Consider the following 23,274-nt stretch of genomic DNA (forward strand, 5'->3'; position numbering starts at 1 on the left):
CTCAGGATTTGTCAGCTTTTGCTGTCTGCTTGTCCGGAGTTTTCTCGGATTTCGGCGCTGCTTCAGCTTTTTTACCTTGCTCACCCGTTTCGCCCGCCGCGCCTTTGGCCTTGTCGTCAGGTTTTGCGTCATCCTTGGCGGTTTTTTCCTGATCCGTTTTTTCAAGCGTGGAGGAGGCTGTCACATCGTCAGTCAGGGAAATATCCTTTTCAATCTTCTTGTAAATCCCATCGCCAATGCCTGGCACTTCCTTCAGTTCTTCCAGGGTCTTGAACTCGCCATGTTCAGTGCGGTAGGCAACAATGGCTTCAGCTTTCTTGGAACCGATGCCATCCAGCGCATCCAAAGCGGCTGCATCAGCTTTATTGATATTGACAAGCGACTCGGCCATAACTGCGGGGGCGATGAACAGGGAAGCGATTACGGTAGCGGCAAACACTGCTTTTTTCATGAGTTGTCCTTTTTTTGAAATTGTACTTGGGGTCACGATTGACGCACTAATTGTCTCCGTAAGCTCTTTTATACGCATCTTTTCCAGATAATCGGCAAAGAAGTCGATTCCAGCTAATCTGCGTTTTGTTTTGACCCTACCCGCGAATGACAGTCCTGAAAGCGAGTGCTCTGGTCAAGTAAAACCGGACACATTGTTAAGCGCATTTAGTCAGTTGTTGTGCCTCAAATTCAATCGGTGTTTTATCGCCGATGGTCGTATGCAACCGTCGTGAGTTGTAATAAGTGATGTACTCACGGACATCCCGATGGGCATCCTCCCTGATTGCATAGCGATTGCCATCCAGCCATTCGCGTTTGAGGCTGCCAAAGAGGCATTGTTAGTGGATCATTGTCCCAGCAGTTCCCCTTGCGGCCCATGGAGCGCGGCCACCCCCCATCACCTGACATAACACCGTGACAGGGTAAGCGGTACTTTGCCCCTGGATGAAACCGTATTTCACTGCATTTCTTTCGCAAAGAAGGCGCGAGCCTTTTTTAGGATTTCACGCTCCATCTGTAATTGTTTGTTTTCACAACGTAAACGGTGTGGTTCCGTACATTCTCCGGTGTCAGGCGTTCGCCACTGGCTTCCTCCTCGGCTATCTCAGTCCGGTGGAATTTGAGGCTAAATCTCTCGCATCTTAAGGTGTCCGGGATTGCCGGGTCAGATCATTCTTAGGGACAGCGGCCTCACCCACAGCAGGGGTCGCTTCAATCTTCACCTTCTCGGCAGGACCGTCACAGTAGCTCCAGATAGCCTCCCAACGTGATGGGAAGTTATTGTCCAGGAACTTGATCTGGAAACGCCCCCAGTATTTGGTCATCTTGCCATAGATGCCAGGGCGCTCGCTCTTGCATTCAACCTTGGACTTGTTTTTGGCCCAGTAGCCGTCATAAACATCGCGGTTCTGGTAAACCTTGGCCAGCCCCAGGAGATAAACCACGCCGGGATCTTCCTGCGGGCCATAAGCGAATACGGTGGTCGGGCCGATTTCATCCGCATAGATGATGCGGCCGACATTACTGTTCCAGACTTCATCAGCCCCGGCGGAATTGGCACCAGCCGCCAGCAACGCCGCCAGCCCCAGTGATTTCAACAGTCTGTTTTTCATTACGCTTGCACTCCCTTCATTAAATGTGGCCGAGGCATTATACCAAACTCTTGCTGACGATTTCGTACACATCAGCCGACAAACCGCTATGCGCCCGAATCCGCTCCAGTTGCGCTTTCATCAGGGCGCGGCGGGCTGGCTCGTAATGCCGCCAGTTCATCAGCGGACGCACCATGCGCGAGGCGATCTGCGGGTTCATCGCATCCAGTTCCAGCACATTGTCGGCCAAGAACACGTAACCATCGCCATCTTGGGCATGGAAATGCAGCGGATTGCGCATGGCGAAACTGCCGATCAGGGCGCGCACCTTGTTGGGGTTGCGCAGGTCGAACAGCTCATGCCGCATCAACTGCCGCACCTGCTGCAAGGTTCCCGGCAACGGCGCGGACGCCTGCAACGCAAACCATTTGTCCATCACCAGCGGATCCTGCTGCCAGCGGTCATGAAAATGCTGCAAAGCTTCCTCCCGCTGCGGGCAATCGATGCGGCTGAGTACGGACAGCGCCGCCATCGCATCAGTCATATTGCCTGCCTGCTGGTATTGCTGGAAGCACAGCTCATGGATGCTTTCATCCGGAATGCGCCCCAGATAGGCCAGACAGACATTTTTCAGGCTACGGCGGCCAATGCTGGCGGCATCCGGGGAATAGTCGCCCTGTTCATGCAATTCAGCATACCAGTGCTCGAAATCCAGCCGCAGCGCCTTCGCCAGCGTGGCGTGGATGAATTCGCGCACCTCATAGATCGCCGCCGGATCGGCTGGCTGTGCCACTTCTGCAATATCCGCCTCGGAAGGCAGTTGCAGCGCTTCGGCGCGCAAGGCGTGATCCAGCGAACCATCATTCAGCACTGCCTGGAACGCACTGATGAATTCATGCCCCAGCCCGAACGCTTCCTGCCGCTGATGCGCTTGCAGCAGCTCAAGGCTGGTTCCCATCGCCAGCCGCTGCCCGGCGTCCCAGCGGTTGAAAGCGTCGCTGTCATGTTTCATCAGGAACGCCAGTTCAGCCTCGCTGTAAGGGTATTCCAGCTTTACCGGCGCAGAAAAGCCACGCAGCAGGGAAAGCACTGGTTGTTCCGGCACCTTTTCAAACCGGAAGGACTGCTCCGCCGTACCCAAGCGCAGCACCTGCGTGCCGATGATGTCCCGCCCCTGGCCATCCAGCAAGCCGACCGCGACCGGAATCAGGAACGGCAGCTTCTCGGCGGCCTCCGGCGTCGGCGGGCAACTCTGGGTGAAATGCAGGATGCAAGCCTGCGCGGCGGCGTCATATTCCATCCGCACGCTTACCTGCGGTGTGCCCGCCTGGTCGTACCAGCGCTGGAACTGGCTGAGGTCGGTGGCATTCGCATCCGCCATCGCCGCCAGGAAGTCCTCCGTCGCCACCGCCTGCCCGTCATGACGCTGGAAATACAAATCCATGCCCTTGCGGAAACCATCGCGCCCCAGCAAGGTCTGGTACATGCGCACCACTTCCGAACCTTTCTCATACACGGTAACGGTGTAGAAATTGTTGATTTCCATATAGGAAGCCGGGCGGATTGGGTGCGCCATCGGGCTGGCGTCCTCGGCGAACTGGAAGGTGCGCAGCGCCCGCACATCCCCGATGCGCTTGACCGGGCGCGAATGCAAGTCGGAAGTGAACTCCTGGTCGCGGAACACCGTCAGCCCTTCCTTGAGCGACAACTGGAACCAGTCGCGGCAAGTCACGCGGTTGCCCGTCCAGTTGTGGAAATATTCATGGCCAATGACGGATTCAATGCTGACGTAATCCATGTCGGTGGCCGTCGCCGGGCTGGCGAACACCAGCTTGGAATTGAAGACGTTCAGCCCCTTGTTTTCCATTGCCCCCATATTGAAGTCATCCACGGCGACCACCATGTAGATGTCGAGGTCATACTCCAGCCCGAAGCGTTCCTCATCCCAACGCATCGCCCGTTGCAGCGATTGCATGGCGTGGTCACATTTGTCGATATTGTGCGCTTCGGTATAGATCCGCAGGGTCACGTCACGGCCAGAAGCGGTGATGAAATGGTCTTCCACATGTTGCAGGTCGCCCGCCACCAACGCAAATAGGTAGGCAGGCTTACGGAACGGGTCTTCCCAGCGCGCCCAATGACGCCCGCCCGGCAGATCCCCGCTCCCGGTCAGGTTGCCGTTGGACAGCAGCACCGGGTATTTCTGCTTGTCGGCCAGAATCTGGGTGGTGAACACCGTCATGACGTCTGGCCGGTCGGGGTAATAGGTGATCTTGCGGAAACCCTGCGCCTCGCACTGGGTGCAGAAATTGCCGCTGGACTGGTACAGCCCCTCCAACGAGGTGTTTTTCTGCGGATAAATGCGGGTGACCACCTCCAGCGTGCACAACGCGGACACATTGGGGATGCTGAGGCCTTCATCCGTCAGGGTGTAATCGCCCCCGTTGAGCGGCAGCCCGTTGAGGCGCAGTTGCAGCAGCTCCAGTTCCTCCCCGTACAACTCCAGCGGCGCATCCGCCGGTGTTCCTGGGTTACGCCGATAATTGGCAACGCTGGTGACGCGGGTGGCATCTTCGCCCAGTTCAAACACCAGGGAGAGCGCGTCAACGTTATAAGCTGGTGCAGCATAATCCCGCAGGTGAATGGTTTTAGGTTGTCCTTGTCTCATTGTTTATCTCTTTTGTATGACCAACATGGTACAGGCCATTGAGGATAGCAGCATATTCAGGATGTTGCGGCGTAATCAGCCCCATCCGCAGCAGCAGGTCAATATTGACCAGATTGCAATTGTCCTTGAAATCCTCAGTCGCTTCAGTCAGGTAGGCGATCTCGGCCAGCGGCAGCAGCTCAAAGCCGATCACCTCACCATCGGTGTTTTCCGGCGTAAAATCTTCCGGCAGCCACAGGTCGTAAACATGGATGGTGGAATTGTCCAACCCGCGCCAACCTTCCTGCCGGTAACCGAGGGTTCCCACCGCCAGCGCCTGCCGCGCCAGTTGCGCCGGAATATTCGCCTCTTCCTGCGCCTCCTTGATGACGTTTTCCAGCAAACCCAGGCCCACCGGCTGGCCGCCCGCCACCATCTGGTCGAGCTTGCCGGGCCAGAAGGGCTTGTCCAGGGAACGGGTCCCGACCCAGACGTGGACGCCATCCGCCTTTTTCACCAGGCCGTTCAGGTGCACGCCGAAGGTTTTCACACCCAGGAACTGGGTGGCGGCGCGCTCAATTTCCAGTTCCGCATGGCCGCCAAAACTGAGCGTGACCGGGTAGGCTTCCTCCACCCAAGTATCAATAACGCCAGTTTCATGGAGGGCGCGGAACACCGGGGCAACCGCCTCCGTGCGTGAGAGGTAATCATCCAACCGGGCGTTCAAGGCCACATGCGCCGCCGTTACCGTGAACACCTCCGGCCAGTTGGCGAGCCGTTCGGCGAAAGCCGGATGCACTTGGCCGTATGCCTTGCCGCCAATCAGCAAAGTCCGGTAATGGGTTTGGTCAAAATTATTGCAAGCCTGGATGCGTTCAAGGTAACTCATGGTGTATCAGCGGTTGTTCGCGGGAAAATTTGTTGAAACTGGAGTACATGGACCAGCTCAACCAGAGTACAGTCAGCAAGCTGAGGACTGCAAGCACCCGCCAAGTCTTGCGGGAAAGCAGGTTCAGGCGTTCGCGTTTCCGCATGTTGGCGTAGATTTCCCGGTGGATATAACCCTGCGCCTGGTTGAACCCGGCAAAATCGATCGTGAAGGTGTCACCTTCATAATGCCGCAGCAATTCCTCCACCAGCGGCGCTTCACGCACGTAGATGGAATGTGCCGATTCAATCGCCCCGTTCCTGTCCAGGTCAGTGACCCCGCTGACTTTGCGCAGGCGGCCATCGGCCTTGTCCTGCAATTGCCAAGTGATGGAGCCTTTCCCCGGAGAAACAGCGGTGTGCGCCACGGTCTGGATGGTGTAGGTTTTTGTCATTGTTATAAACCAGAAAGCCGAAAAACTGCCGCCATTTTAGCATGGGAAAGCGGGCTTTACGCCAGCTTGCGATGAGTTGCGCTACAGAATGGGCGTATCCAATCCCCCCCTATGGCTTGGCCCTCATGATGGGAATGAATCTGTCCGGCAGTTTTGACGGTGCCAGCTTCGGTGCCCAGGCATGGCCATACACCACTTCATAGGTCGCCGGGTAATGGCCATCTGCCAGACGAAAGCTTTCGTAAGCCTGCAAAAACGCCTGCAAACGCGCCTTGCCGGTCAGGCCGTGGTTACGCCCGGAGGTGGCGTTGTTGGCGCCGATGCCCTTGAGGTCGCGCAACAGCCCGCGCACATCGGCGTAGGTCAGGGTGACCATTTCCATATCCATCACCGGGTCGCGGAAACCGGCCTGCAACAGCGCGTCGCCGACATCATGCATATCAACAAAACGGCTGGTGTGGGTAAAGCCGTCCACCTGCCCCCAGCTTGCGCGCAATTCCTTTAGCGTGTCGGGGCCGAAAGTGGAAAACATCAACAGCCCGTCCGGCTTCAACACCTGCACGCATTCACGGAACACGGCGGGCAGGTCATTGCACCATTGCAGCATCAGGTTGGACACCAGCATATCGGCGCTCTGTGGCCGGAATGGCAAATGCGCGGCGTCAGCGCACACCGCCTGCGGCTTGCGGAACCAGCCGCCACGTTTGCGGATTTTCTGCGCCATGCCCAGGGAAAGGTCGACGCCGACAACCCGCGCCTGTTTGTAACGCCGGAGCAAATGCTCCGTCACGAAACCGGTGCCGCAGCCCAAGTCCAGCACGGTTTCCGGCTGCATGCGCACCAAGTCCAACCGCTCGGTCAGGCGTCCGCCGATTTCGCGCTGCAACACCGCGTTGGCGTCATAGGTGGAAGCCGCGCGCTCGAAACCACTGCGGGTTTTGCGTTTGTCCAACTGATAGGGGCTGGTAGTGTCAGACAGCATCCAGCAATGCCCCGCGATGGTTCATGAGAATCTCCAACAAGGTGACAAGCGGGGAAGTATACAGTGGTTAGAGGAAGAGAGGGATGCCCTGTCAAGCCTGCGCTTGCCCTCAATCAGCAACTCAGGCTGCTTTCGTCACAACAAAATCAACATGCACAGCATCATAGGGAAACTCAATTGCCCCTGCTGCCGTCTTGTTGAGGACGCCACAGGCCAGTAATGCCTGCACATCCGCATGGACAGCCCGTACATCACGGTTTAGCCGCCGCGCCAATTCACGAATGGCCATTGCCCCTGCCCCTGTCATCGTGCGGATGATGTCCCAGCGTTTGAGGGTGAAGGTTTTCCATAAGTCTTCTGCACTAGAAAAGGTGATAAAACTCCCCTGCTCCTGACCATCAAAAGCAGCCAGCATGCGCTCACGGGTTTTTTCCAACGCTGCAACTTCAATCGTAATGGTGTTCATGTGTCTGCCTCCAGTGTCCGACATCGGTAAGAAAATCATCAACCAACTGCCGCAGCCCTGTAAACGGGTATGGCACTTCCTTTTGACCCAAATGTTTATGGTTGCCTTTGCCAACTTCATTGTCATAGCGGAGAACACACTCACCATCCACCACAAGTGCCAGTCGATACTTGAAAGGGTGGTCGCTGCCAACAATAGGCTGTGGAACCTGCCAAATCACCAAATCGAGAAAGCTGGTTTCCGACAAAACACGGCGTTCATTGAGAAGTGATTTGGCTTTGGATTTCATGTTGCTCAGGATAGCAACACGCTAGTGTGTTGTAAAGGAAAGCAACATCATGGTCAGCTATTGCCATTAGCATCTGAAAGCATGGCTATTGAATTATTGCTTGCAATATTCATCCGGATCCTTTCCAAGCTTGTCAGCCAAACTTTTGCAAGTGTCCAAGAATGGCTCTATATGTGTTTCGGGGTCTTGGTCGCTTCAGGTGCTGGCGAGACAAGTATATCCCATTGATAATAAAGGTTTAACGATCATTGTCTTCGGCGGACTTTTTGCCAAGACCCCGAAACACATAATGAGCCATTACTTATTGAATTTTGCCAGCCCGAATACAGTAAAGATAAGCGATCTGATAATTTTTTGACGTGATTGGCATCACGCTTTGGGGGGAGGTGCGTAAAAAAATTCAGCCGTAGTGTCGTCAATGCTCATCCAAAAAAGCCCTGACATGTTCCATGAAAAGCTCCGGGTGGGTGACGAAGGGGACGTGCGCCGCGCTGTTCAGCAGCGCGATGTGCTTATACCCCATTTCCGGCAGCGCGTCAGCCAGCGAAGCCGGAATCAGCTTGTCGAGACGCCCCAGCATCCACAGGCTGGGTTGCCTGACCGGCATCTGCGAGAAATCAGCCGTACCCAGGATATTGAGGCCATCCTCCAGCGCTGCCAGGGTGGCGGGATGCGCCATAATGGTTTCGCGCAGGGCGTTGACCACGCGGGAATCAATTTTGGTGCTGAGAAATTGCAGGGCGAAAAAGCGCCTGACCGTTCCCAGATAATCGGTTTGCAGGCTTCTGCCGAAATTGCCGAGCAAATCAGCCGTCACCCCGTGCGGCCAGCCGCCGGACGCCACAAATTTCGGCGTACTGGCGATCAGCACCAGCCCTGCAACCCGCTCCGGCACGGCGTGCGCCAGCCCTTGCGCGATCAGGCCGCCCAGCGACCAGCCCATGATGAACGCGCCCGGCGGGATATGGTCGGCCAGTTGGTCGATGGCGGTTTCCAGAATGCCAAGCGGCAGTTTGCGGCTATGGCCGTGACCGGGCAGGTCGATGCAAGTCACCCGGGCGGACTGCGCCAGCACCGGCAGCACCGGCTGCCAGATGCGGCTGTTCATACCCCAGCCATGCAGGAGGACGACAGGCCTGCCCTGCCCGGTGGTGTTGGTATACAATGCTTTCACGTTTTAACCTGAATAATAAATGGATACGTCATGGCTTACCTGCTGATTGTACTCGCCTACCTGCTCGGTTCAATTTCAACTGCCATCATCACTTGCCGGTTGATGCGGCTGCCCGACCCGCGCACGGTTGGCTCCAACAATCCGGGCGCGACCAATGTGTTGCGGCATGGCGGCAAGAAAGCGGCGGCCATCACCCTGCTGGGGGACTTGCTCAAAGGGCTGGTTCCGGTGCTGGTGGCGCGTTTTGCGTTTGGGATCACCGATTATGGCTGGCTGATCCTGATCGGCATCGCGGCGTTCCTGGGGCATCTGTACCCGGCCTACTACGGGTTCAAGGGCGGCAAAGGGGTGGCGACCGCCATCGGCGTCTTCCTGGGCGTGAATGTGTGGGGCGGGCTGGCGTTCGTCGCAACCTGGCTGCTGATGGCGAAAGGTTTCAAGATTTCCTCACTGGCGGCGCTGATCGCCACCGCGCTCTCCCCGCTGTACTTCTGGCTGCTCACTGGCCACGGCTGGCTGACCGCAGGCGTGGCGTTCATGGCTGTGCTGATTTTCTGGCGGCATCAATCCAATATCCGCAACCTGCTGACGGGCAAGGAAGACAAGATTCAGTCGCGGGAAGGTGCCGAAGCTGACAGCGCCGCCGGGGAAGAGTAAGGGATAGCCTCCCGCAACAGGCGCTCCTGCAATTGGGAAGCAGGCGGCGTCGCCTGCCGTAGCGCCCGGCGCAGGGTGGTGCGGCTGGCGAGGATGTGAAGGCCCTGCTTCGCCCGCGTCACCGCCGTATACAGCAGTTCGCGCCCCAGCAGCGGCGAATCCTCGACCTCCGGCAAAATCAGCAACACTTGGGAAAATTCCGACCCCTGGCTTTTATGGATGGTCATCGCCCAGGCCGTTTCGTGCGCAGGCAAGCGCACCGGTGCAACCGCCCGGTACTGCCCCGCCTCCCCCGCCGGAAACCATACCCGCAACCCTGCATTGGCATCCGGCAAGGCGATGCCGATGTCGCCATTGAACAGGTTTTGCCGGTAATCGTTCTGGGTGACCATGACCGGCCTGCCGACATACCAGGGCTTTTGCGCCGCGTCATGGGCGGGCAGGCGACGCTGCATCACGCCATCCACCCAGGCATTCAGCGTCTCCACCCCCAACCGCCCCTTGCGCAACGGCGTCAGGATGCGCAGGGCGTTGAAGGCGCGGAACACCGCTTCCTTATCCCCCGCCCTGACCGCCGCCACATAATCCCGCCAACTGTGTTGCAGCCAGCCAGCATCCAGGCCAGCCTCTGCATCGTCCAGGGTCACATCGCCGTAAGCGGGTGAATCCAGCACTTCCAGCAAGCGCCCTTCATCCGCCTCACGGATGGCCTGTGCCAGTTGGCCGACGCCATCCCCAACGGCAAAACGGTAACTGGTCTGCAACGCCAGCATTTGCCCGGACAACGCCTCGCCGTTGCACAGGTCGCGGAAAATCGAGCCGGTTTCCACCGACGCCAGTTGGTCTTTGTCGCCCAGCAGGATCAGTTTGGCTTCCGGCGGCGTCGCCTCAAACAAATGCGTCATCAGGGAAATGTCGATCATGGAGGCTTCATCCACAATCACCACATCCGCAGGCAGCGGGTTGGCCGCATGATGGCGGAACCCGTTCCGGTTGGGGATGTAGCCCAGCATCCGGTGCAGGGTGCTAGCCTGGTCGGGGATGCAGTTGGCGATTGCGTCCGGCAGGGCCAGCCGCTGGCGGGTTTCACGGATGGATTCCTGCATGCGCATCACCGCCTTGCCGGTAGGTGCCGCCAGCAGGATGCGGGCGGGGTCGGCCCCACCTTCCAGCAGGTGGGCGAGAATCCTGGTGACGGTGGTGGTTTTGCCAGTTCCTGGCCCGCCTGCAATGATCAGGAAGCGGTTGCGCCGGGCCAGTTCGACGGCGCGTTGCTGCAAATCGGCAGGCGCGTCGTCCGCATTGGCAGGCACGCTGTCCATCCTTGCCCGAATGCAGCCTGCCAGGCGCTCTTCGTACAACCAGTAGCGGTATAACCAGGCGTGCGAGCCGCCCACAACCAGCGGCTTGTATTCCCCCTCGCCGCCCACCACCGGCGAGCCGCGCAAAGCGTCTATATCCGCGACCGGCGCATCTGCCAACGGCGCGGCGATCACACCGTCACGGGTACATGCGCTAACGTACTGGATCAGCGCCTGCAAGCTGCGCGTTTCCACATGCCCCCCATCCAGCCGGGACAGCAACCCGGCCAGATGTTCGTCAAGCGGATGCGACGGCGATTGGCTCAAAGCGTTTTCACATGCTCTTTGAGGAAGGCGTTGAAACGTGCGCCGATTTCAGGGTGGCGTGAGGCATATTCGATATTGGCGCGCATATAACCCATCTTGGAGCCGCAATCATGGCTCTTGCCAGTCAGGTGGAAGGCGTTGACCTGGTATTCGCGCATCAGCAAACCGATGGTGTCGGTCAACTGGATTTCATCACCAGCGCCCAACGGGGTGCGCTTCAGCCAGCCCCAGATATGCGGCGACAGCACGTAGCGCCCCACCACCGCCAAATTGGATGGCGCTTCATTCACCCGGGGTTTTTCCACAATGGCGCTCATCGCCACCGACTCGCCCGGTTCCAGCGCGTAGCCGTTAATGTCGACCACCCCATAGGAAGACACCTTTTCCATCGGCACCGGCTCGACCATGATCTGGCTGAAGCCAGTTTCATCGTAAAGCTCCAGCATCATGGCCAGATTGTCCTTGGCCAGGTCGCTGGCGGCGTCGTCAATGATCACGTCAGGCAGCACCACCGCCACCGGCTCATTGCCGACAATCGGGTGGGCGCACATGATGGCGTGCCCCAAGCCCTTGGCCTGACCCTGCCGCACATGCATGATGGTGACATCGACCGGGCAGATGGAGCGCACTTCATCCAGCAACTGCCGTTTGACGCGCTTTTCCAGCATGGTTTCCAGCTCGAAACTGGTGTCGAAATGGTTTTCGATGGAATTTTTACTGGAATGCGTCACCAGCACGATTTCCTTGATGCCTGCGGCGACGCATTCGTTGACCACATATTGGATCAGCGGTTTGTCCACGATCGGCAACATTTCTTTAGGGATGGCTTTGGTCGCGGGGAGCATGCGCGTTCCCAGGCCTGCAACCGGAATGACGGCTTTACGGACTTTATGTTTATTCATGAGTAAAACTCTCTGGCTTTTCCGAAACGATTGGCGGAGCATCATTTTAACATTGTTCTTCCCCTATAATGCCAAAACTTCTCCCCCGAACGGTTATCGTGGGCAAAACGCTTGGCCAATCCCTATTTTGTCTACAAAACAAAAGAAAAGCTTCATTTTTCCTGCAAAAACTGTATACTTAAGCCAGAGATTGTCAACAATCCACATGAGACCCTACTATGTTAGCACCACACACAATAGCAGAAGGCACCTTGGCGGATGTAGCTTCCACCAAACTGACGCAAGCCATCATTACGGGGGAACTGCTCCAAGGCCAAAAGCTCAACGAATCTGATCTGGCGGAACGCTATGGCATCGGCCGCGGCCCCTTGCGCGAAGCCCTGCGGCAACTGGAAGGCATGCGTCTGGTCAGGCGCATTCCCCATGCCGGTGCCCGCGTCGTGACGCTCGACCGGGAAATGATGGCGGATTTGTACGCCGTGCGCGAGGCGCTGGAAGGCATGGCCTGCCGCACCGCCGCACTGCGCATGACGGACGCCGAAATCGCCCACCTGCAAAGCCTGCTGGACAAGCACGCCGAGCAGATCGAAGCGGCTGAAGGGCAGATTTATTTCCAGAACGAAGGTGATTTCGACTTTCACTACCAGATCGCACTGGGCAGCCGCAACCAGATGCTGATCGACCTGCTGGCAGGCGAGTTGTACCAGTTGTTGCGCATGTGCCGTTACCGCACCAGCCGACTGGCGAAACGCACCCGCCCTGCCTTGCAACAACACCGCCAAATCGTTGAGGCGATCGCCGATCGTGACAGCGAACTGGCTGAAATGCTCATGCGCCGCCATATCAGCGGGGCATGGCGAAGTATTAGTGACATGATGGACAAGGAATATGACAGCAACACACTCTCTTACCCCCGGTCAAAAATTGCGTCAGGCAGTTGAAGACAACATCCCCCTGCAAGTTGTCGGGGCCGTAACCGCCAACAGTGCCATCCTGGCCGAAAAGGTTGGCCACAAGGCGCTGTACCTGTCGGGCGGTGGCGTGGCAGCTTCCTCACTGGGCATCCCGGATCTGGGCATCACCACCCTGCATGATGTGGTGGAAGACGTGAAGCGCATCACTGGCGTCACTTCCACACCGCTGCTGGTTGACATCGACACCGGCTGGGGTGGTGCTTTCAACATCGCCCGCGCCACCCGCGAAGTCGCCCAGGCCGGTGCTGCCGGTTTCCACATTGAAGACCAGGTTATGCAGAAACGCTGCGGCCATCGCCCCAACAAGGCCATCGTCAGCCTGGAAGAGATGGTTGACCGCGTCAAAGCCGCTGTTGACGCCCGTACTGATGACAGCTTCGTCATTATGGCGCGCACCGACGCACTCGCCGTGGAAGGCATGCAATCCGCCATTGACCGCGCCATGGCGTGTGTGGAGGCCGGTGCCGACATGATTTTCCCGGAAGCGATGAACAAACTGGAGCAGTACGCCGAATTCACCAAAGCGGTGAATGTGCCGGTGCTGGCCAATATCACCGAATTCGGCGCAACCCCGTTGTACACCACCACTGAGCTGGCAGGCGTTGGCGTCAAACTGGTGCTGTACCCACTGAGCGCCTTCCGCGCCATGTGCAAGGCTGCTGAAAATGTTTACCGTCACCTGCTGGAGGAAGGCACGCAGAAAAATGTGCTCGACACCATGCAGACCCGGATGGAACTGTACGACACCATCGGTTATCACGCATATGAACAAAAGCTGGATGCGCTTTTCGCTAAACAAGGTGCTGAATAAGGGATCACAGAGGAGAGAAAACATGACAGAGCAAGTTTTACCCAAGCCCAAGAAATCCGTCGCCTTGTCCGGCACTGCTGCTGGCAACACCGCCATCTGCACCGTTGGCCGCACCGGCAACGACCTGCACTATCGTGGCTATGACATCCTGGAATTCGCTGAACACGCTGAGTTCGAGGAAATCGCTTTCCTGATCGTACACGGCCACTTGCCCAACAAAGCCGAATTAAGAAGCTATAAAACCAAGCTCAAATCCCTACGCGGCCTACCGATGCCGGTCAGGCAAGCGCTGGAAGCACTGCCCCCCTCCACGCACCCGATGGATGTCATGCGCACCGGCTGCTCCGTCATGGGCGCTTGCCTGCCGGAAAAGGAAAGCCACCCGGAAGCCGAAGCCCGCAATATTATTGACCGCCTGATTGCCAGCTTTGGTTCCATGCTGCTGTACTGGCATCACTACGCCATGAACGGCAAGCGCATTGAGGTGGAAACTGACGACGAAACCGTTGGCGGTCATTTCCTGCATCTGCTGCATGGCACCAAACCCAAGGAAGAGTGGGTGCGCGCCATGCACACCTCGCTGATCCTGTATGCAGAGCACGAATTCAACGCCTCCACCTTCACCGCCCGGGTGATTGCTGGCACCAATTCCGATATGTACTCCTGCGTTACCGGTGCCATCGGTGCCTTGCGCGGCTCGAAACACGGTGGTGCCAACGAAGAAGCCCATCGCATCCAGACCCGTTACCACAGTGCGGATGAAGCGGAAGCGGATATCCGTGAACGGGTCGCCCATAAGGAAATCGTCATTGGCTTTGGCCACCCGGTTTACACCCTTTCTGACCCGCGCAACGTTGTCATCAAGCGTGTCGCCAAGCACCTCTCGGTTGGCAACCGCAATATGCAGATGTATGACATTGCTGACCGCCTGGAATCCGTCATGTGGGAACTGAAGAAAATGTTCCCCAACCTGGACTGGTTCTCGGCTGTTTCCTACGGCCAGATGGGCATTCCAACCGACATGTTCACGCCGATATTCATTATCGCCCGTGTCACCGGCTGGGGCGCACATGTCATTGAACAACGTCAGGATGGCAAGATCATCCGGCCTTCCGCCAATTACACCGGGCCAGAAAACCTGACCTTTGTGCCGTTGGAAGACCGGGTACAAAACTGATGTCACCTGCGCCACCCGTGAAACATCCTGTTAGCAGGATAGCGCGGGTGGCGCTCGTCGTTCTGATCTTCAAAGCCAATTAATTAGCCAATGCCCCTGTAAGGCAATGACCGCCATACAGACCCTAGGTGGACAAATAAATGAATACTGAATACCGCAAACCATTATCCGGAACTTCGCTGGACTATTTCGACACACGCGCAGCAGTCGAAGCCATCCAGCCCGGTTCCTATGACAAACTGCCTTACACCTCCAAGGTATTGGCAGAGCAACTGGTGCGCCGCTGCGAACCGGCAGCACTGACCGATTCCCTCAAACAACTGATCGAGCGCAAACGCGACCTGGATTTCCCCTGGTATCCGGCACGCGTGGTCTGCCACGACATCCTCGGCCAGACCGCGCTGGTCGACTTGGCTGGCCTGCGTGATGCGATTGCTGACAAAGGCGGTGAGCCATCCCTGGTCAACCCGGTCGTGCCTACCCAGCTGATTGTTGACCATTCACTGGCGGTGGAAGCCCCTGGTTTCGACCCGGATGCCTTCCGCAAAAACCGCGAAATCGAAGACCGCCGCAATGAAGACCGTTTCCATTTCATCGAGTGGACTAAAACCGCCTTCAAAAACGTCGACGTGATCCCGGCCGGTAACGGCATCATGCACCAGATCAACCTGGAAAAAATGTCGCCAGTGGTTCAGGCGCGTGAAGGCGTTGCTTTCCCGGACACCTGCGTCGGCACCGACTCCCACACCCCGCACATCGACTCGCTGGGTGTTATCGCCATTGGCGTAGGCGGTCTGGAAGCCGAAACCGTCATGCTCGGCCACCCTTCCATGATGCGCCTGCCGGACATCGTAGGTGTGAAGCTGGTTGGCAAGCGCCAGCCGGGCATCACCGCCACCGACATCGTGCTGGCTATCACCGAATTCCTGCGTAAGGAACGTGTGGTTGGTGCGTATGTGGAATTCTTCGGCGAAGGCGCTGACAGCCTCACCATCGGTGACCGTGCCACCATTTCCAATATGTGCCCGGAATTCGGTGCCACTGCCGCCATGTTCTACATCGATGGCCAAACCATTGATTACCTGAAACTGACGGGCCGTGAACCTGAGCAGGTCGCTTTGGTAGAAAACTACGCCAAAACCACCGGCCTGTGGGCTGACCAGATGACCAAGGCCGAATACGAGCGCGTACTGGAATTCGACCTTTCCAGCGTGGTGCGTAATATGGCTGGCCCTTCCAACCCGCATCGCCGCCTGCCAACTTCCGCCCTGACCGAGCGCGGCATTGCAGACGAAGCCAAACTGGCCTCCGGCAAGACCGAAGAAGCCGATGGCCTGATGCCGGATGGCGCTGTCATCATCGCCGCCATCACTTCCTGCACCAACACGTCCAACCCGCGCAACGTGGTTGCAGCCGGTTTGCTGGCCAAGAAAGCCAACGAGTTGGGATTGGTACGCAAACCGTGGGTGAAATCCTCTTTTGCACCCGGCTCCAAGGTTGCCGAACTCTATCTGAAAGAAGCCAACCTGCTGTCAGAGCTGGAAAAACTGGGCTTCGGCATTGTCGCCTTCGCCTGCACCACCTGTAACGGTATGTCCGGCGCGCTCGACCCGAAAATCCAGCAGGAAATCATCGACCGTGACCTGTATGCGACGGCAGTGCTGTCCGGCAACCGTAACTTCGACGGCCGTATCCATCCGTATGCAAAACAGGCGTTCCTGGCTTCCCCGCCGCTGGTGGTGGCTTACGCCATTGCTGGCACCATGCGTTTCGACATCGAAAACGACACGCTGGGCACCGACAAGAACGGTAACCCGGTTACCCTGAAAGATGTCTGGCCATCTGACGAAGAAATCGACGCTATCGTGGCGGCTTCCGTCAAGCCGGAACAATTCCACCAGATCTACATCCCCATGTTCGACCTGGGCGAAGTGGAAGCAGCCAAAAGCCCGTTGTACGACTGGCGCCCCATGTCCACCTACATCCGCCGCCCACCTTACTGGGAAGGCGCACTGGCGGGTGAACGCACCCTGAAAGGCATGCGCCCGCTGGCAGTCCTGCCGGACAACATCACCACTGACCACCTGTCGCCTTCCAATGCGATCCTGATGAACAGTGCGGCAGGTGAATACCTGCACAAAATGGGCTTGCCGGAAGAGGACTTCAACTCTTACGCAACCCACCGTGGTGACCACCTGACCGCGCAACGCGCCACCTTCGCCAACCCGAAACTGATCAATGAAATGGCAGTTGTCGATGGCGAAGTGAAACAGGGATCCCTGACCCGCGTTGAACCAGACGGCAAAGTCATGCGCATGTGGGAAGCCATCGAAACCTATATGGACCGCAAGCAGAACCTGATCATCGTTGCCGGTGCTGACTACGGCCAAGGTTCTTCGCGTGACTGGGCGGCCAAAGGTGTGCGTCTGGCAGGCGTGGAAGCCATCGTGGCGGAAGGTTTCGAACGTATCCACCGCACCAATCTGGTGGGTATGGGCGTGCTGCCACTGGAGTTCAAGGCTGGCGATACCCGCAAGACCTATGCTATCGACGGCACGGAAACCTATGATGTGGAAGGTGAAATTGCCCCACGCGCTGACCTGACGGTGGTCATGCACCGCAGGAACGGCGAAACTGTGCGCATTCCAGTCACCTGCCGTCTGGACACAGCTGCTGAAGTGCGTGTCTACAAGGCTGGCGGTGTGCTGCAACGCTTTGCACAGGACTTCCTGGAAGGAGCAGCGTAATGTCCCAGGTTCCGCAAATCAAAGTCCCCGCCACATATATCCGTGGCGGCACATCGAAAGGTGTGTTCTTCCGGCTGGAAGACCTGCCGGAAGTGGCGCAGGTTCCGGGCAAAGCCCGTGACCGCCTGTTTCAGCGTGTGATTGGCAGCCCCGACCCTTATGCTGCCCATATCGACGGCATGGGCGGCGCGACTTCCAGCACCAGCAAGTGCGTGATTTTGTCGAAAAGTTCACGCCCTGATCATGACGTGGATTACCTCTACGGCCAGATTGCCATCGACAAGGACTTCGTGGACTGGAGCGGCAACTGCGGCAACCTGTCCACCGCTGCTGGCGCTTTCGCAATTCATGCTGGGTACATTGATGCCGGGCGCTTGGCACAGGATGGTGTCTGCACCGTGCGTATCTGGCAGGCCAATATCAGCAAGACCATTATCGCGCATGTGCAGGTTCGCAATGGTCAAGTGCAGGAAACCGGCGATTTCGAGCTGGATGGAGTGACCTTCCCGGCGGCGGAAATCATTCTGGAGTTCATTGATCCGTCCGATGACAGTGAAGACGGCGGCAGCCTGTTCCCGACTGGCAATCTGGTCGATGAGCTGGAGGTCCCCGGTGTCGGCAGCTTCCCTGCCACCATGATCACCGCCGGTATTCCGACCGTGTTTGTGAATGCGGCGGATATTGGTTACACCGGCACTGAACTGCGTGAGGCGATCAATACCGACCCGGCAGCGCTGGAGCGTTTCGAGAAAATCCGCGTGGCGGGCGCTTTGCGCATGGGTTTGATCAAGACCCCTGAAGAAGCGTTAACCCGTCAGCACACGCCGAAAATTGCGTTTGTTGCACCACCGGCCGACTATGTGGCCTCCAGTGGCAAGACCATCAGCGCCTCTGAAATCGACTTGCTGGTGCGCGCCTTGTCGATGGGCAAGCTGCATCACGCCATGATGGGCACCGCAGCGGTTGCCATTGGCACCGCAGCCGCCGTACCGGGTACGCTGGTGAATCTGGCTGCCGGTGGTGGTGAACGCAATGCGGTACGCTTCGGGCATCCATCCGGCACGCTACGGGTCGGTGCGGAAGCACAACAGGTCAATGGTGAGTGGGCCGTCACGAAGGCGATCATGAGCCGCAGTGCGCGTATTTTGATGGAAGGCTGGGTGCGCATTCCCGGCGATAGTTTTTAAATAATGTAAATTTACTGCTACTTTAGAATTCCGGCCCCGCCTCCTGCTAGAAAGGCGGGGCCGAAGATTAAACCCGATGGAGGAGTTGACGATGAGTTATAAAGCCGAATATCAGCGGTCGATGGATGACCCGGAAGGTTTTTGGAAAGAAAAAGCCGAAGCCCTGAGCTGGTTTAAGTTTCCTGAGAAAATCCTGTCCCAGGATGAGCATGGCATTTACCACTGGTTCGCCGATGGTGAAATGAACACTGCCTACATGGCGCTGGATTATCACGTCGAAAATGGACGTGGCGACAATATCGCCATGATTTATGATTCACCGGTCACCGACACCAAAACCCAGTACACCTTTACCCAGTTGCGTGACGAAGTCGCCAAAACTGCCGGTATGCTGGCCGGATTGGGCGTGGAAAAAGGCGACCGCGTCATCATTTACATGCCCATGATCCCGGAAGCGGTCATCGGCATGCTGGCCACCGCCCGCATTGGTGCCATCCACTCCGTCGTGTTCGGCGGCTTTGCCCCGCCAGAATTGGCCGTCCGCTTGGAAGACGCCCAGCCGAAAGTCATCCTGTCCGCCTCCTGTGGCATCGAAATCAAGCGCGTCATTGAGTACAAACCGCTGCTCGACAAAGCGATTGCGCTCTCTTCCCACAAACCCAGCAGCTGCGTCATGTTCCAGCGCCCACAGGCGACCGCCACCTTGGTGGAAGGCCGTGACTACGACTGGAAAACCCTGCTGGAAACTGCCGAGCCTGCTGAGTGCACGCCAGTCAAGGGCACTGACCCGCTGTACATCCTGTACACCTCCGGCACCACTGGCAAGCCTAAAGGCGTCGTGCGTGAAAACGGCGGCCACGCTGTCGCCATGAACTACAGCATGGAAGCCATTTACAATATGCAACACGGCGATGTGTTCTGGGCGGCATCCGACGTGGGCTGGGTGGTCGGCCATTCCTACATCGTATACGCCCCACTGCTGCGCGGTTGCACCACGATCGTGTACGAAGGCAAGCCGGTCATGACCCCGGATGCGGGCGCGTTCTGGCGCATCACCGAAGAGTACGGCGTCAAGGGCCTGTTCTCTGCGCCAACAGCGTTCCGCGCCATCAAGAAAGACGACCCGAATGCTGACATGGTGGGCAAATACGACATCAGTTCGCTGGAATACATCTTCTCCGCCGGTGAGCGCCTTGACCCGCCAACCCAGGAATGGATGATGGAGAAAACCGGCAAGCCGGTCATCGACCACTGGTGGCAGACTGAAACCGGCTGGGGCATCACCGCCAACCTGCAAGGCATCGAACCAATGCCGATCAAGTTGGGTTCCTCCACTGTGCCGACCCCTGGCTTCAATGTGCAGATTCTGGATGAAAACGGCCATCATCTGGGCAAGAACGAGCAGGGCTACATCGCCCTCAAGCTGCCCCTGCCGCCTAGTTGCCTAGCAACCATCTGGGGCAATGTCGAGAAGTTCAAGGAAAGCTACCTGAACAGCTTTGAAGGCTACTACGCCAGTGGCGACGGTGGCTACATCGATGACGACGGCTACGTTTTCGTCATGGGCCGCGTTGACGACGTCATGAACGTTGCCGGTCACCGCCTGTCTACCGGCGAAATGGAAGAAGTCGTGGGCGGCCATCCGTCCGTTGCCGAATGTGCGGTTATCGCCCGTGATGACGACCTGAAAGGCCAGATTCCAATCGGTCTGGTTGTCCTCAAGACTGGTGCCGACGTTGACGAGGAAACCCTGTCCAAGGAACTGGTGCAGATGATCCGCAGCAGCATCGGCGCGATTGCCTGCTACAAGGACACCTACATCGTCAAACGCCTGCCGAAAACACGTTCCGGCAAAATCCTGCGTAAGAGTATGCGCCAGATGGTGAATGGCCAGCCGTATGCGGTGCCATCCACTATTGATGATGTGACGATCATGCCGGAGATTGAAGCGCAGTTGCGTGAGAAAGGTGTGATTAGCTAAACAGCCCTACGTTTTTCATTTGATCAGGTCGCCTCCTGAACAAGGGGGGCGGCCAAACATCAGATACACACCTCCCCCGAAAAGGGGAGGCGTGCGTATCGGTCAGTCTTCTTTGTATTCTTTGTGGCAGGCCTTGCAGGATTCGCCAACTTTGCCGAATTGTGGCTTGATTGCCGCCATGTCGCCGCCTTTGGCGACTTCAGCCAATGAGGCGGCCTCTATCTGGAAGGTTTCCATTTTTTTCTTGAAGTCGTCCATGTTCTCCCAGATTTTGGATTTGGCTTCCGTCTTGCCCATATCGCTGCCTTCGATGAAGCCGTTGATGGGAAACTTGCTTAGGGTGGCGACAGCCTCAGCGTTTTTCAGGAACTCCTCAGCGTTGAATTCCTTCTCCCCCTTGACCATGCCCGCCATCGGGCCAAAATGATACTTGATCATGTGGAAAGCATTCTGGCGGTAACCAATGGCCATTTCTTCCGGCGATTTTGCTTCGTCTTCATGCGCCATGACGCTGGAAACAAAACCAATGCTGATGACGGCGATAGTGATTGCTGCTGTTTTCTGAAACAGGTTCATGTTAGCTTCTTCCATTGTTGGTTTAAGGGTAGTCCAAATAATTTGGAGCCATTATTTTCGCAGTTTCTGCCGCATTTGTTCAATAAATGCGTATGCTGGCGAGTAATGGTTGTAAATTGGCGTCAGCTTCCCATTGAAGGTGCGCTTGAAGCGGTTGATGCCCTGCATGACCGGGTCGCTGGCGTCCACCACATATCCACCCCAGTCGTAGGTGTGGAAACCTGCCGCCTTGAAGTGCCGCATCCCTTGCCAATGCAGGCAGCGGTTGGCGAACCCCAACGCGCGGCGCAGATCGGCATTATCGCTGTAATTTTGATGGCCTGCGGATATCAGCAGATTGACCACGCCGGATGAAGGCGACAACAAGTAAAAATGGCAAATGACAGGCTTTCCCTGGTGATCCACACTGAAAATGCAGTAATTCTCCCTACCGATGGCGTTGGCGTCTTCTTCCGCAAAGCTGGAGAGTCCGCGCCGCTGCGCAAAGGCGTTATACAGCGGCATAAACAATTCCAGTTGGGTGGCCAGATTGAGCGTGAACTGTTGTTCCTGTTCGCAGCGCCGGATCTGGCTGCGGGTGTCTTTAGGAAAATTCTGGAAAATGCTCTCTTCAGGCGGGGTAAGGTCAGTCAACAGGGTATGCCGGTGCTCTGTGCGGAAGCAACGGGGCTTGGTTTCCGAATAGCAATCCATGTAGGCGGTAGGCAACAAATGCTCTGCCCAGTTGGAATGGCTGGCAGAGGCGAAATAGTGTTTCCGGATCGGGACGCCAAATTTTGTTTGTTCTACAAGCATAATTATTGTTTGAATAGTTGTTGAAATACATCGGATTTTTGTATTTGATCGGCCACCAGCTTATGCCCATTTCCGTTCCAATGCCAGTCCAATGGGACGAAGTCGACAGCTTGCCCATCTTGTTGCGCCTGATAAAACGTTGGGTGCATATCCAGCACTTCGTAGCCATGCCCCTTAGCTGCTTGCGCAAAATACTGGCGCATCAGGCCGAAATAGCTGTTGTCCGCCGCCTGTTGCATGGCTGGGTTGCGGACTTCACGCATGCCGTCCAGGACGAACAGGATTTTGTCCGGCGGCAACCCGCTCTTTTGGGGCAAGTATTGGAAAAACAGGTCAACCACCCGCTTGGAGTCGGCTAGCTTTTCCGCATCCACAATGGCGTCCACGCCACCGAAGCGCACCGGGGCTTGGGCTTTGGAGGCCAGTTTTTGCAGCATGTCATCAGGGCTTAACTGCATCGTCAGATACAGGTAGCGCACCAATGCGGAATGCCGCAGCAAGTCGCGCAGCGCCCCACGGCTACCGTTGTATTCCAGCAATTGGAGGCGGGCGTTGCTATTGGCTTTGGTGAACAGGTGCATGCCAGGGCTGGACAGCTTGCGGTATTTCAGCAGGCTTTCATCGAAATCATTGGCGATAACGGCAAACGCCATGGCTTTGGGCTGAAATTCCTGACGGGCAAAATCGGCGAAGGCAAGGTATTGGGAAAGCGGGGCGCTCTGAATGCCGATGCCATAAAACCTGCCCCGCTTGCCCAATTGCTGCTGGATCAGCGCCTGTGCAGTTGCGGTGTTGGCGACTTGCTGGGCTTCAACGAAACTGTCACCGATCAGCATCATCAGCGGTTTGTTGGTCGGCGCATAATCCTGGTCACTGAGGAAGCCGTAATTGTTGGCGTGTTTGTCCTGCACAACCTGGAAATTCCAGCCTGCGCTGTAGCGGACAGTGGAATTGGGTGGGTAATGGATAATTGGGTGGGCGGCATTGACCGGCATCGCCATGAAGGGATCCCGAACCGGCAGGAAATGCATGGCCAATTCCAGGCTTGCCAGCGCAACCGTCAGCCCGATCAATATGGACAGTAGCCGAAACAGCCATTCTTTTGGCGGCGGTTTGCCGTTATGCATGGATTCCATTCCCGTTGAGCGTTCTTAGCCACACAGCCTAAGCTGTGGAAGAAAAATCTCCCCGGCATCAATTGGATAGGTGGTAGCAAGGAGCGGATAAGGCCACTTTAATGCATAGGCTTACCCCCCTACACGGCAATTTATCTTGAAACTCCAGAGGTGTTTCGGAGACCTGGGTTTTACAAAACTTAACATTTCTTTCCTTGAACGAAAACTGAACGCAGGCTGATAATTGCGCGTGTCATTTTT

At 57.0% G+C, this 23,274-nt stretch carries 21 protein-coding genes and 1 pseudogene; 7 read left to right on the plus strand and 15 right to left on the minus strand.

Going from position 1 to position 23,274, the window contains the following annotated elements; translation table 11 throughout:
• Position 1 precedes the first annotated feature (1 nt).
• The 10 genes and pseudogenes from VSS37_RS17175 to bioH all read right to left on the minus strand — a co-directional run bounded on the left by VSS37_RS17175 (position 2) and on the right by bioH (position 8,463).
• Entirely contained in the window at positions 2-529 is a 528-nt protein-coding gene (locus VSS37_RS17175; protein WP_324697185.1) for a ComEA family DNA-binding protein, read from the minus strand.
• Positions 530-647: 118 nt separating this feature from the next.
• Positions 648-815: pseudogene (locus tag VSS37_RS21880) on the minus strand (IS3 family transposase); the annotation flags it as partial.
• 318 nt (positions 816-1,133) lie between these two features.
• Entirely contained in the window at positions 1,134-1,604 is a 471-nt protein-coding gene (locus tag VSS37_RS17180; protein ID WP_324697186.1) for a hypothetical protein, read from the minus strand.
• Positions 1,605-1,641: 37 nt separating this feature from the next.
• Complete coding sequence (gene pepN, locus VSS37_RS17185) at positions 1,642-4,251, minus strand: aminopeptidase N (protein WP_324697187.1); 2,610 nt, start codon at positions 4,249-4,251, stop codon at positions 1,642-1,644.
• Positions 4,232-5,119 carry a DUF4743 domain-containing protein gene (locus VSS37_RS17190; RefSeq protein ID WP_324697189.1) on the minus strand — a complete coding sequence of 296 codons (888 nt, stop codon included), beginning with the start codon at positions 5,117-5,119 and terminating at the stop codon, positions 4,232-4,234. Before VSS37_RS17190 ends, pepN begins: the two co-directional genes overlap by 20 nt.
• Positions 5,106-5,552 (minus strand): hypothetical protein, encoded by a 447-nt coding sequence (locus tag VSS37_RS17195; protein WP_324697190.1) that lies wholly within the window; start codon positions 5,550-5,552, stop codon positions 5,106-5,108. Before VSS37_RS17195 ends, VSS37_RS17190 begins: the two co-directional genes overlap by 14 nt.
• A gap of 109 nt (positions 5,553-5,661) precedes the next feature.
• Positions 5,662-6,534: a malonyl-ACP O-methyltransferase BioC gene (gene bioC / locus VSS37_RS17200; protein WP_324697191.1), complete on the minus strand. Its 873-nt coding sequence runs from the start codon at positions 6,532-6,534 to the stop codon at positions 5,662-5,664.
• Positions 6,535-6,655: 121 nt separating this feature from the next.
• Positions 6,656-7,000, minus strand: coding sequence for an HVO_A0114 family putative DNA-binding protein (locus VSS37_RS17205; protein ID WP_324697192.1), 345 nt, complete (start codon positions 6,998-7,000; stop codon positions 6,656-6,658).
• A complete protein-coding gene (locus VSS37_RS17210; RefSeq protein WP_324697193.1) occupies positions 6,981-7,289 on the minus strand; it encodes a toxin-antitoxin system TumE family protein in 309 nt (102 codons plus the stop codon). The genes VSS37_RS17205 and VSS37_RS17210 overlap by 20 nt, the downstream gene beginning before the upstream one ends.
• A gap of 415 nt (positions 7,290-7,704) precedes the next feature.
• On the minus strand, positions 7,705-8,463 hold the full coding sequence (bioH, locus tag VSS37_RS17215) for a pimeloyl-ACP methyl ester esterase BioH (protein ID WP_324697194.1): 759 nt from the start codon (positions 8,461-8,463) through the stop codon (positions 7,705-7,707).
• 30 nt (positions 8,464-8,493) lie between these two features.
• Between bioH and plsY the strand changes: the two genes are divergently transcribed.
• A complete protein-coding gene (gene plsY / locus VSS37_RS17220) occupies positions 8,494-9,120 on the plus strand; it encodes a glycerol-3-phosphate 1-O-acyltransferase PlsY (RefSeq protein ID WP_324697195.1) in 627 nt (208 codons plus the stop codon).
• On the opposite strand, the gene recD is transcribed toward plsY, so the two are convergent.
• Positions 9,072-10,748, minus strand: coding sequence for an exodeoxyribonuclease V subunit alpha (gene recD, locus VSS37_RS17225; RefSeq protein ID WP_324697197.1), 1,677 nt, complete (start codon positions 10,746-10,748; stop codon positions 9,072-9,074). The two genes, plsY and recD, sit on opposite strands and share 49 nt — an antisense overlap.
• On the minus strand, positions 10,745-11,650 hold the full coding sequence (galU, locus tag VSS37_RS17230; protein WP_324697198.1) for a UTP--glucose-1-phosphate uridylyltransferase GalU: 906 nt from the start codon (positions 11,648-11,650) through the stop codon (positions 10,745-10,747). Before galU ends, recD begins: the two co-directional genes overlap by 4 nt.
• A 218-nt stretch (positions 11,651-11,868) precedes the next feature.
• On the opposite strand from galU, the gene VSS37_RS17235 reads away from it, so the two are divergent.
• The 6 genes from VSS37_RS17235 to VSS37_RS17260 all read left to right on the plus strand — a co-directional run bounded on the left by VSS37_RS17235 (position 11,869) and on the right by VSS37_RS17260 (position 20,527).
• On the plus strand, positions 11,869-12,591 hold the full coding sequence (locus tag VSS37_RS17235) for a GntR family transcriptional regulator (RefSeq protein ID WP_324697199.1): 723 nt from the start codon (positions 11,869-11,871) through the stop codon (positions 12,589-12,591).
• Positions 12,539-13,435 carry a methylisocitrate lyase gene (gene prpB / locus VSS37_RS17240; protein ID WP_324697201.1) on the plus strand — a complete coding sequence of 299 codons (897 nt, stop codon included), beginning with the start codon at positions 12,539-12,541 and terminating at the stop codon, positions 13,433-13,435. Before VSS37_RS17235 ends, prpB begins: the two co-directional genes overlap by 53 nt.
• A 22-nt stretch (positions 13,436-13,457) precedes the next feature.
• A complete protein-coding gene (gene prpC, locus VSS37_RS17245; protein ID WP_324697203.1) occupies positions 13,458-14,612 on the plus strand; it encodes a bifunctional 2-methylcitrate synthase/citrate synthase in 1,155 nt (384 codons plus the stop codon).
• A 140-nt stretch (positions 14,613-14,752) separates the two neighbouring features.
• Positions 14,753-17,359 (plus strand): Fe/S-dependent 2-methylisocitrate dehydratase AcnD, encoded by a 2,607-nt coding sequence (acnD, locus tag VSS37_RS17250; RefSeq protein ID WP_324697205.1) that lies wholly within the window; start codon positions 14,753-14,755, stop codon positions 17,357-17,359.
• Positions 17,359-18,546, plus strand: a complete 1,188-nt coding sequence (gene prpF / locus VSS37_RS17255; protein ID WP_324697207.1) for a 2-methylaconitate cis-trans isomerase PrpF — start codon at positions 17,359-17,361, stop codon at positions 18,544-18,546. The genes acnD and prpF overlap by 1 nt, the downstream gene beginning before the upstream one ends.
• Before the next feature lie 91 nt (positions 18,547-18,637).
• On the plus strand, positions 18,638-20,527 hold the full coding sequence (locus VSS37_RS17260; RefSeq protein WP_324697208.1) for a propionyl-CoA synthetase: 1,890 nt from the start codon (positions 18,638-18,640) through the stop codon (positions 20,525-20,527).
• A 102-nt stretch (positions 20,528-20,629) separates the two neighbouring features.
• On the opposite strand, the gene VSS37_RS17265 is transcribed toward VSS37_RS17260, so the two are convergent.
• From VSS37_RS17265 to VSS37_RS17275, 3 genes are read right to left on the minus strand one after another with little or no spacing between them, the layout of a single operon-like run.
• Entirely contained in the window at positions 20,630-21,103 is a 474-nt protein-coding gene (locus tag VSS37_RS17265; protein ID WP_324697209.1) for a c-type cytochrome, read from the minus strand.
• 51 nt (positions 21,104-21,154) lie between these two features.
• Positions 21,155-21,898, minus strand: a complete 744-nt coding sequence (locus VSS37_RS17270; protein ID WP_324697210.1) for a GNAT family N-acetyltransferase — start codon at positions 21,896-21,898, stop codon at positions 21,155-21,157.
• Positions 21,899-21,900: 2 nt separating this feature from the next.
• Complete coding sequence (locus VSS37_RS17275) at positions 21,901-23,025, minus strand: alginate O-acetyltransferase AlgX-related protein (RefSeq protein ID WP_324697211.1); 1,125 nt, start codon at positions 23,023-23,025, stop codon at positions 21,901-21,903.
• Between the last annotated feature and the right edge of the window lie 249 nt (positions 23,026-23,274).

Source organism: Candidatus Thiothrix phosphatis (genome assembly GCF_035668035.1).
Lineage (GTDB): Bacteria > Pseudomonadota > Gammaproteobacteria > Thiotrichales > Thiotrichaceae > Thiothrix > Thiothrix phosphatis.

Coding starts and splice junctions, on each gene's coding strand:
- VSS37_RS17175 (WP_324697185.1), bottom strand. CDS start 529: ATGCGTATAAAAGAGCTTACGGAGACAATTAGTGCGTCAATCGTGACC.
- VSS37_RS17180 (WP_324697186.1), bottom strand. CDS start 1,604: ATGAAAAACAGACTGTTGAAATCACTGGGGCTGGCGGCGTTGCTGGCG.
- pepN (WP_324697187.1), bottom strand. CDS start 4,251: ATGAGACAAGGACAACCTAAAACCATTCACCTGCGGGATTATGCTGCA.
- VSS37_RS17190 (WP_324697189.1), bottom strand. CDS start 5,119: ATGAGTTACCTTGAACGCATCCAGGCTTGCAATAATTTTGACCAAACC.
- VSS37_RS17195 (WP_324697190.1), bottom strand. CDS start 5,552: ATGACAAAAACCTACACCATCCAGACCGTGGCGCACACCGCTGTTTCT.
- bioC (WP_324697191.1), bottom strand. CDS start 6,534: ATGCTGTCTGACACTACCAGCCCCTATCAGTTGGACAAACGCAAAACC.
- VSS37_RS17205 (WP_324697192.1), bottom strand. CDS start 7,000: ATGAACACCATTACGATTGAAGTTGCAGCGTTGGAAAAAACCCGTGAG.
- VSS37_RS17210 (WP_324697193.1), bottom strand. CDS start 7,289: ATGAAATCCAAAGCCAAATCACTTCTCAATGAACGCCGTGTTTTGTCG.
- plsY (WP_324697195.1), top strand. CDS start 8,494: ATGGCTTACCTGCTGATTGTACTCGCCTACCTGCTCGGTTCAATTTCA.
- galU (WP_324697198.1), bottom strand. CDS start 11,650: ATGAATAAACATAAAGTCCGTAAAGCCGTCATTCCGGTTGCAGGCCTG.
- VSS37_RS17235 (WP_324697199.1), top strand. CDS start 11,869: ATGTTAGCACCACACACAATAGCAGAAGGCACCTTGGCGGATGTAGCT.
- prpB (WP_324697201.1), top strand. CDS start 12,539: ATGACAGCAACACACTCTCTTACCCCCGGTCAAAAATTGCGTCAGGCA.
- prpC (WP_324697203.1), top strand. CDS start 13,458: ATGACAGAGCAAGTTTTACCCAAGCCCAAGAAATCCGTCGCCTTGTCC.
- acnD (WP_324697205.1), top strand. CDS start 14,753: ATGAATACTGAATACCGCAAACCATTATCCGGAACTTCGCTGGACTAT.
- prpF (WP_324697207.1), top strand. CDS start 17,359: ATGTCCCAGGTTCCGCAAATCAAAGTCCCCGCCACATATATCCGTGGC.
- VSS37_RS17260 (WP_324697208.1), top strand. CDS start 18,638: ATGAGTTATAAAGCCGAATATCAGCGGTCGATGGATGACCCGGAAGGT.
- VSS37_RS17265 (WP_324697209.1), bottom strand. CDS start 21,103: ATGAACCTGTTTCAGAAAACAGCAGCAATCACTATCGCCGTCATCAGC.
- VSS37_RS17270 (WP_324697210.1), bottom strand. CDS start 21,898: ATGCTTGTAGAACAAACAAAATTTGGCGTCCCGATCCGGAAACACTAT.
- VSS37_RS17275 (WP_324697211.1), bottom strand. CDS start 23,025: ATGCATAACGGCAAACCGCCGCCAAAAGAATGGCTGTTTCGGCTACTG.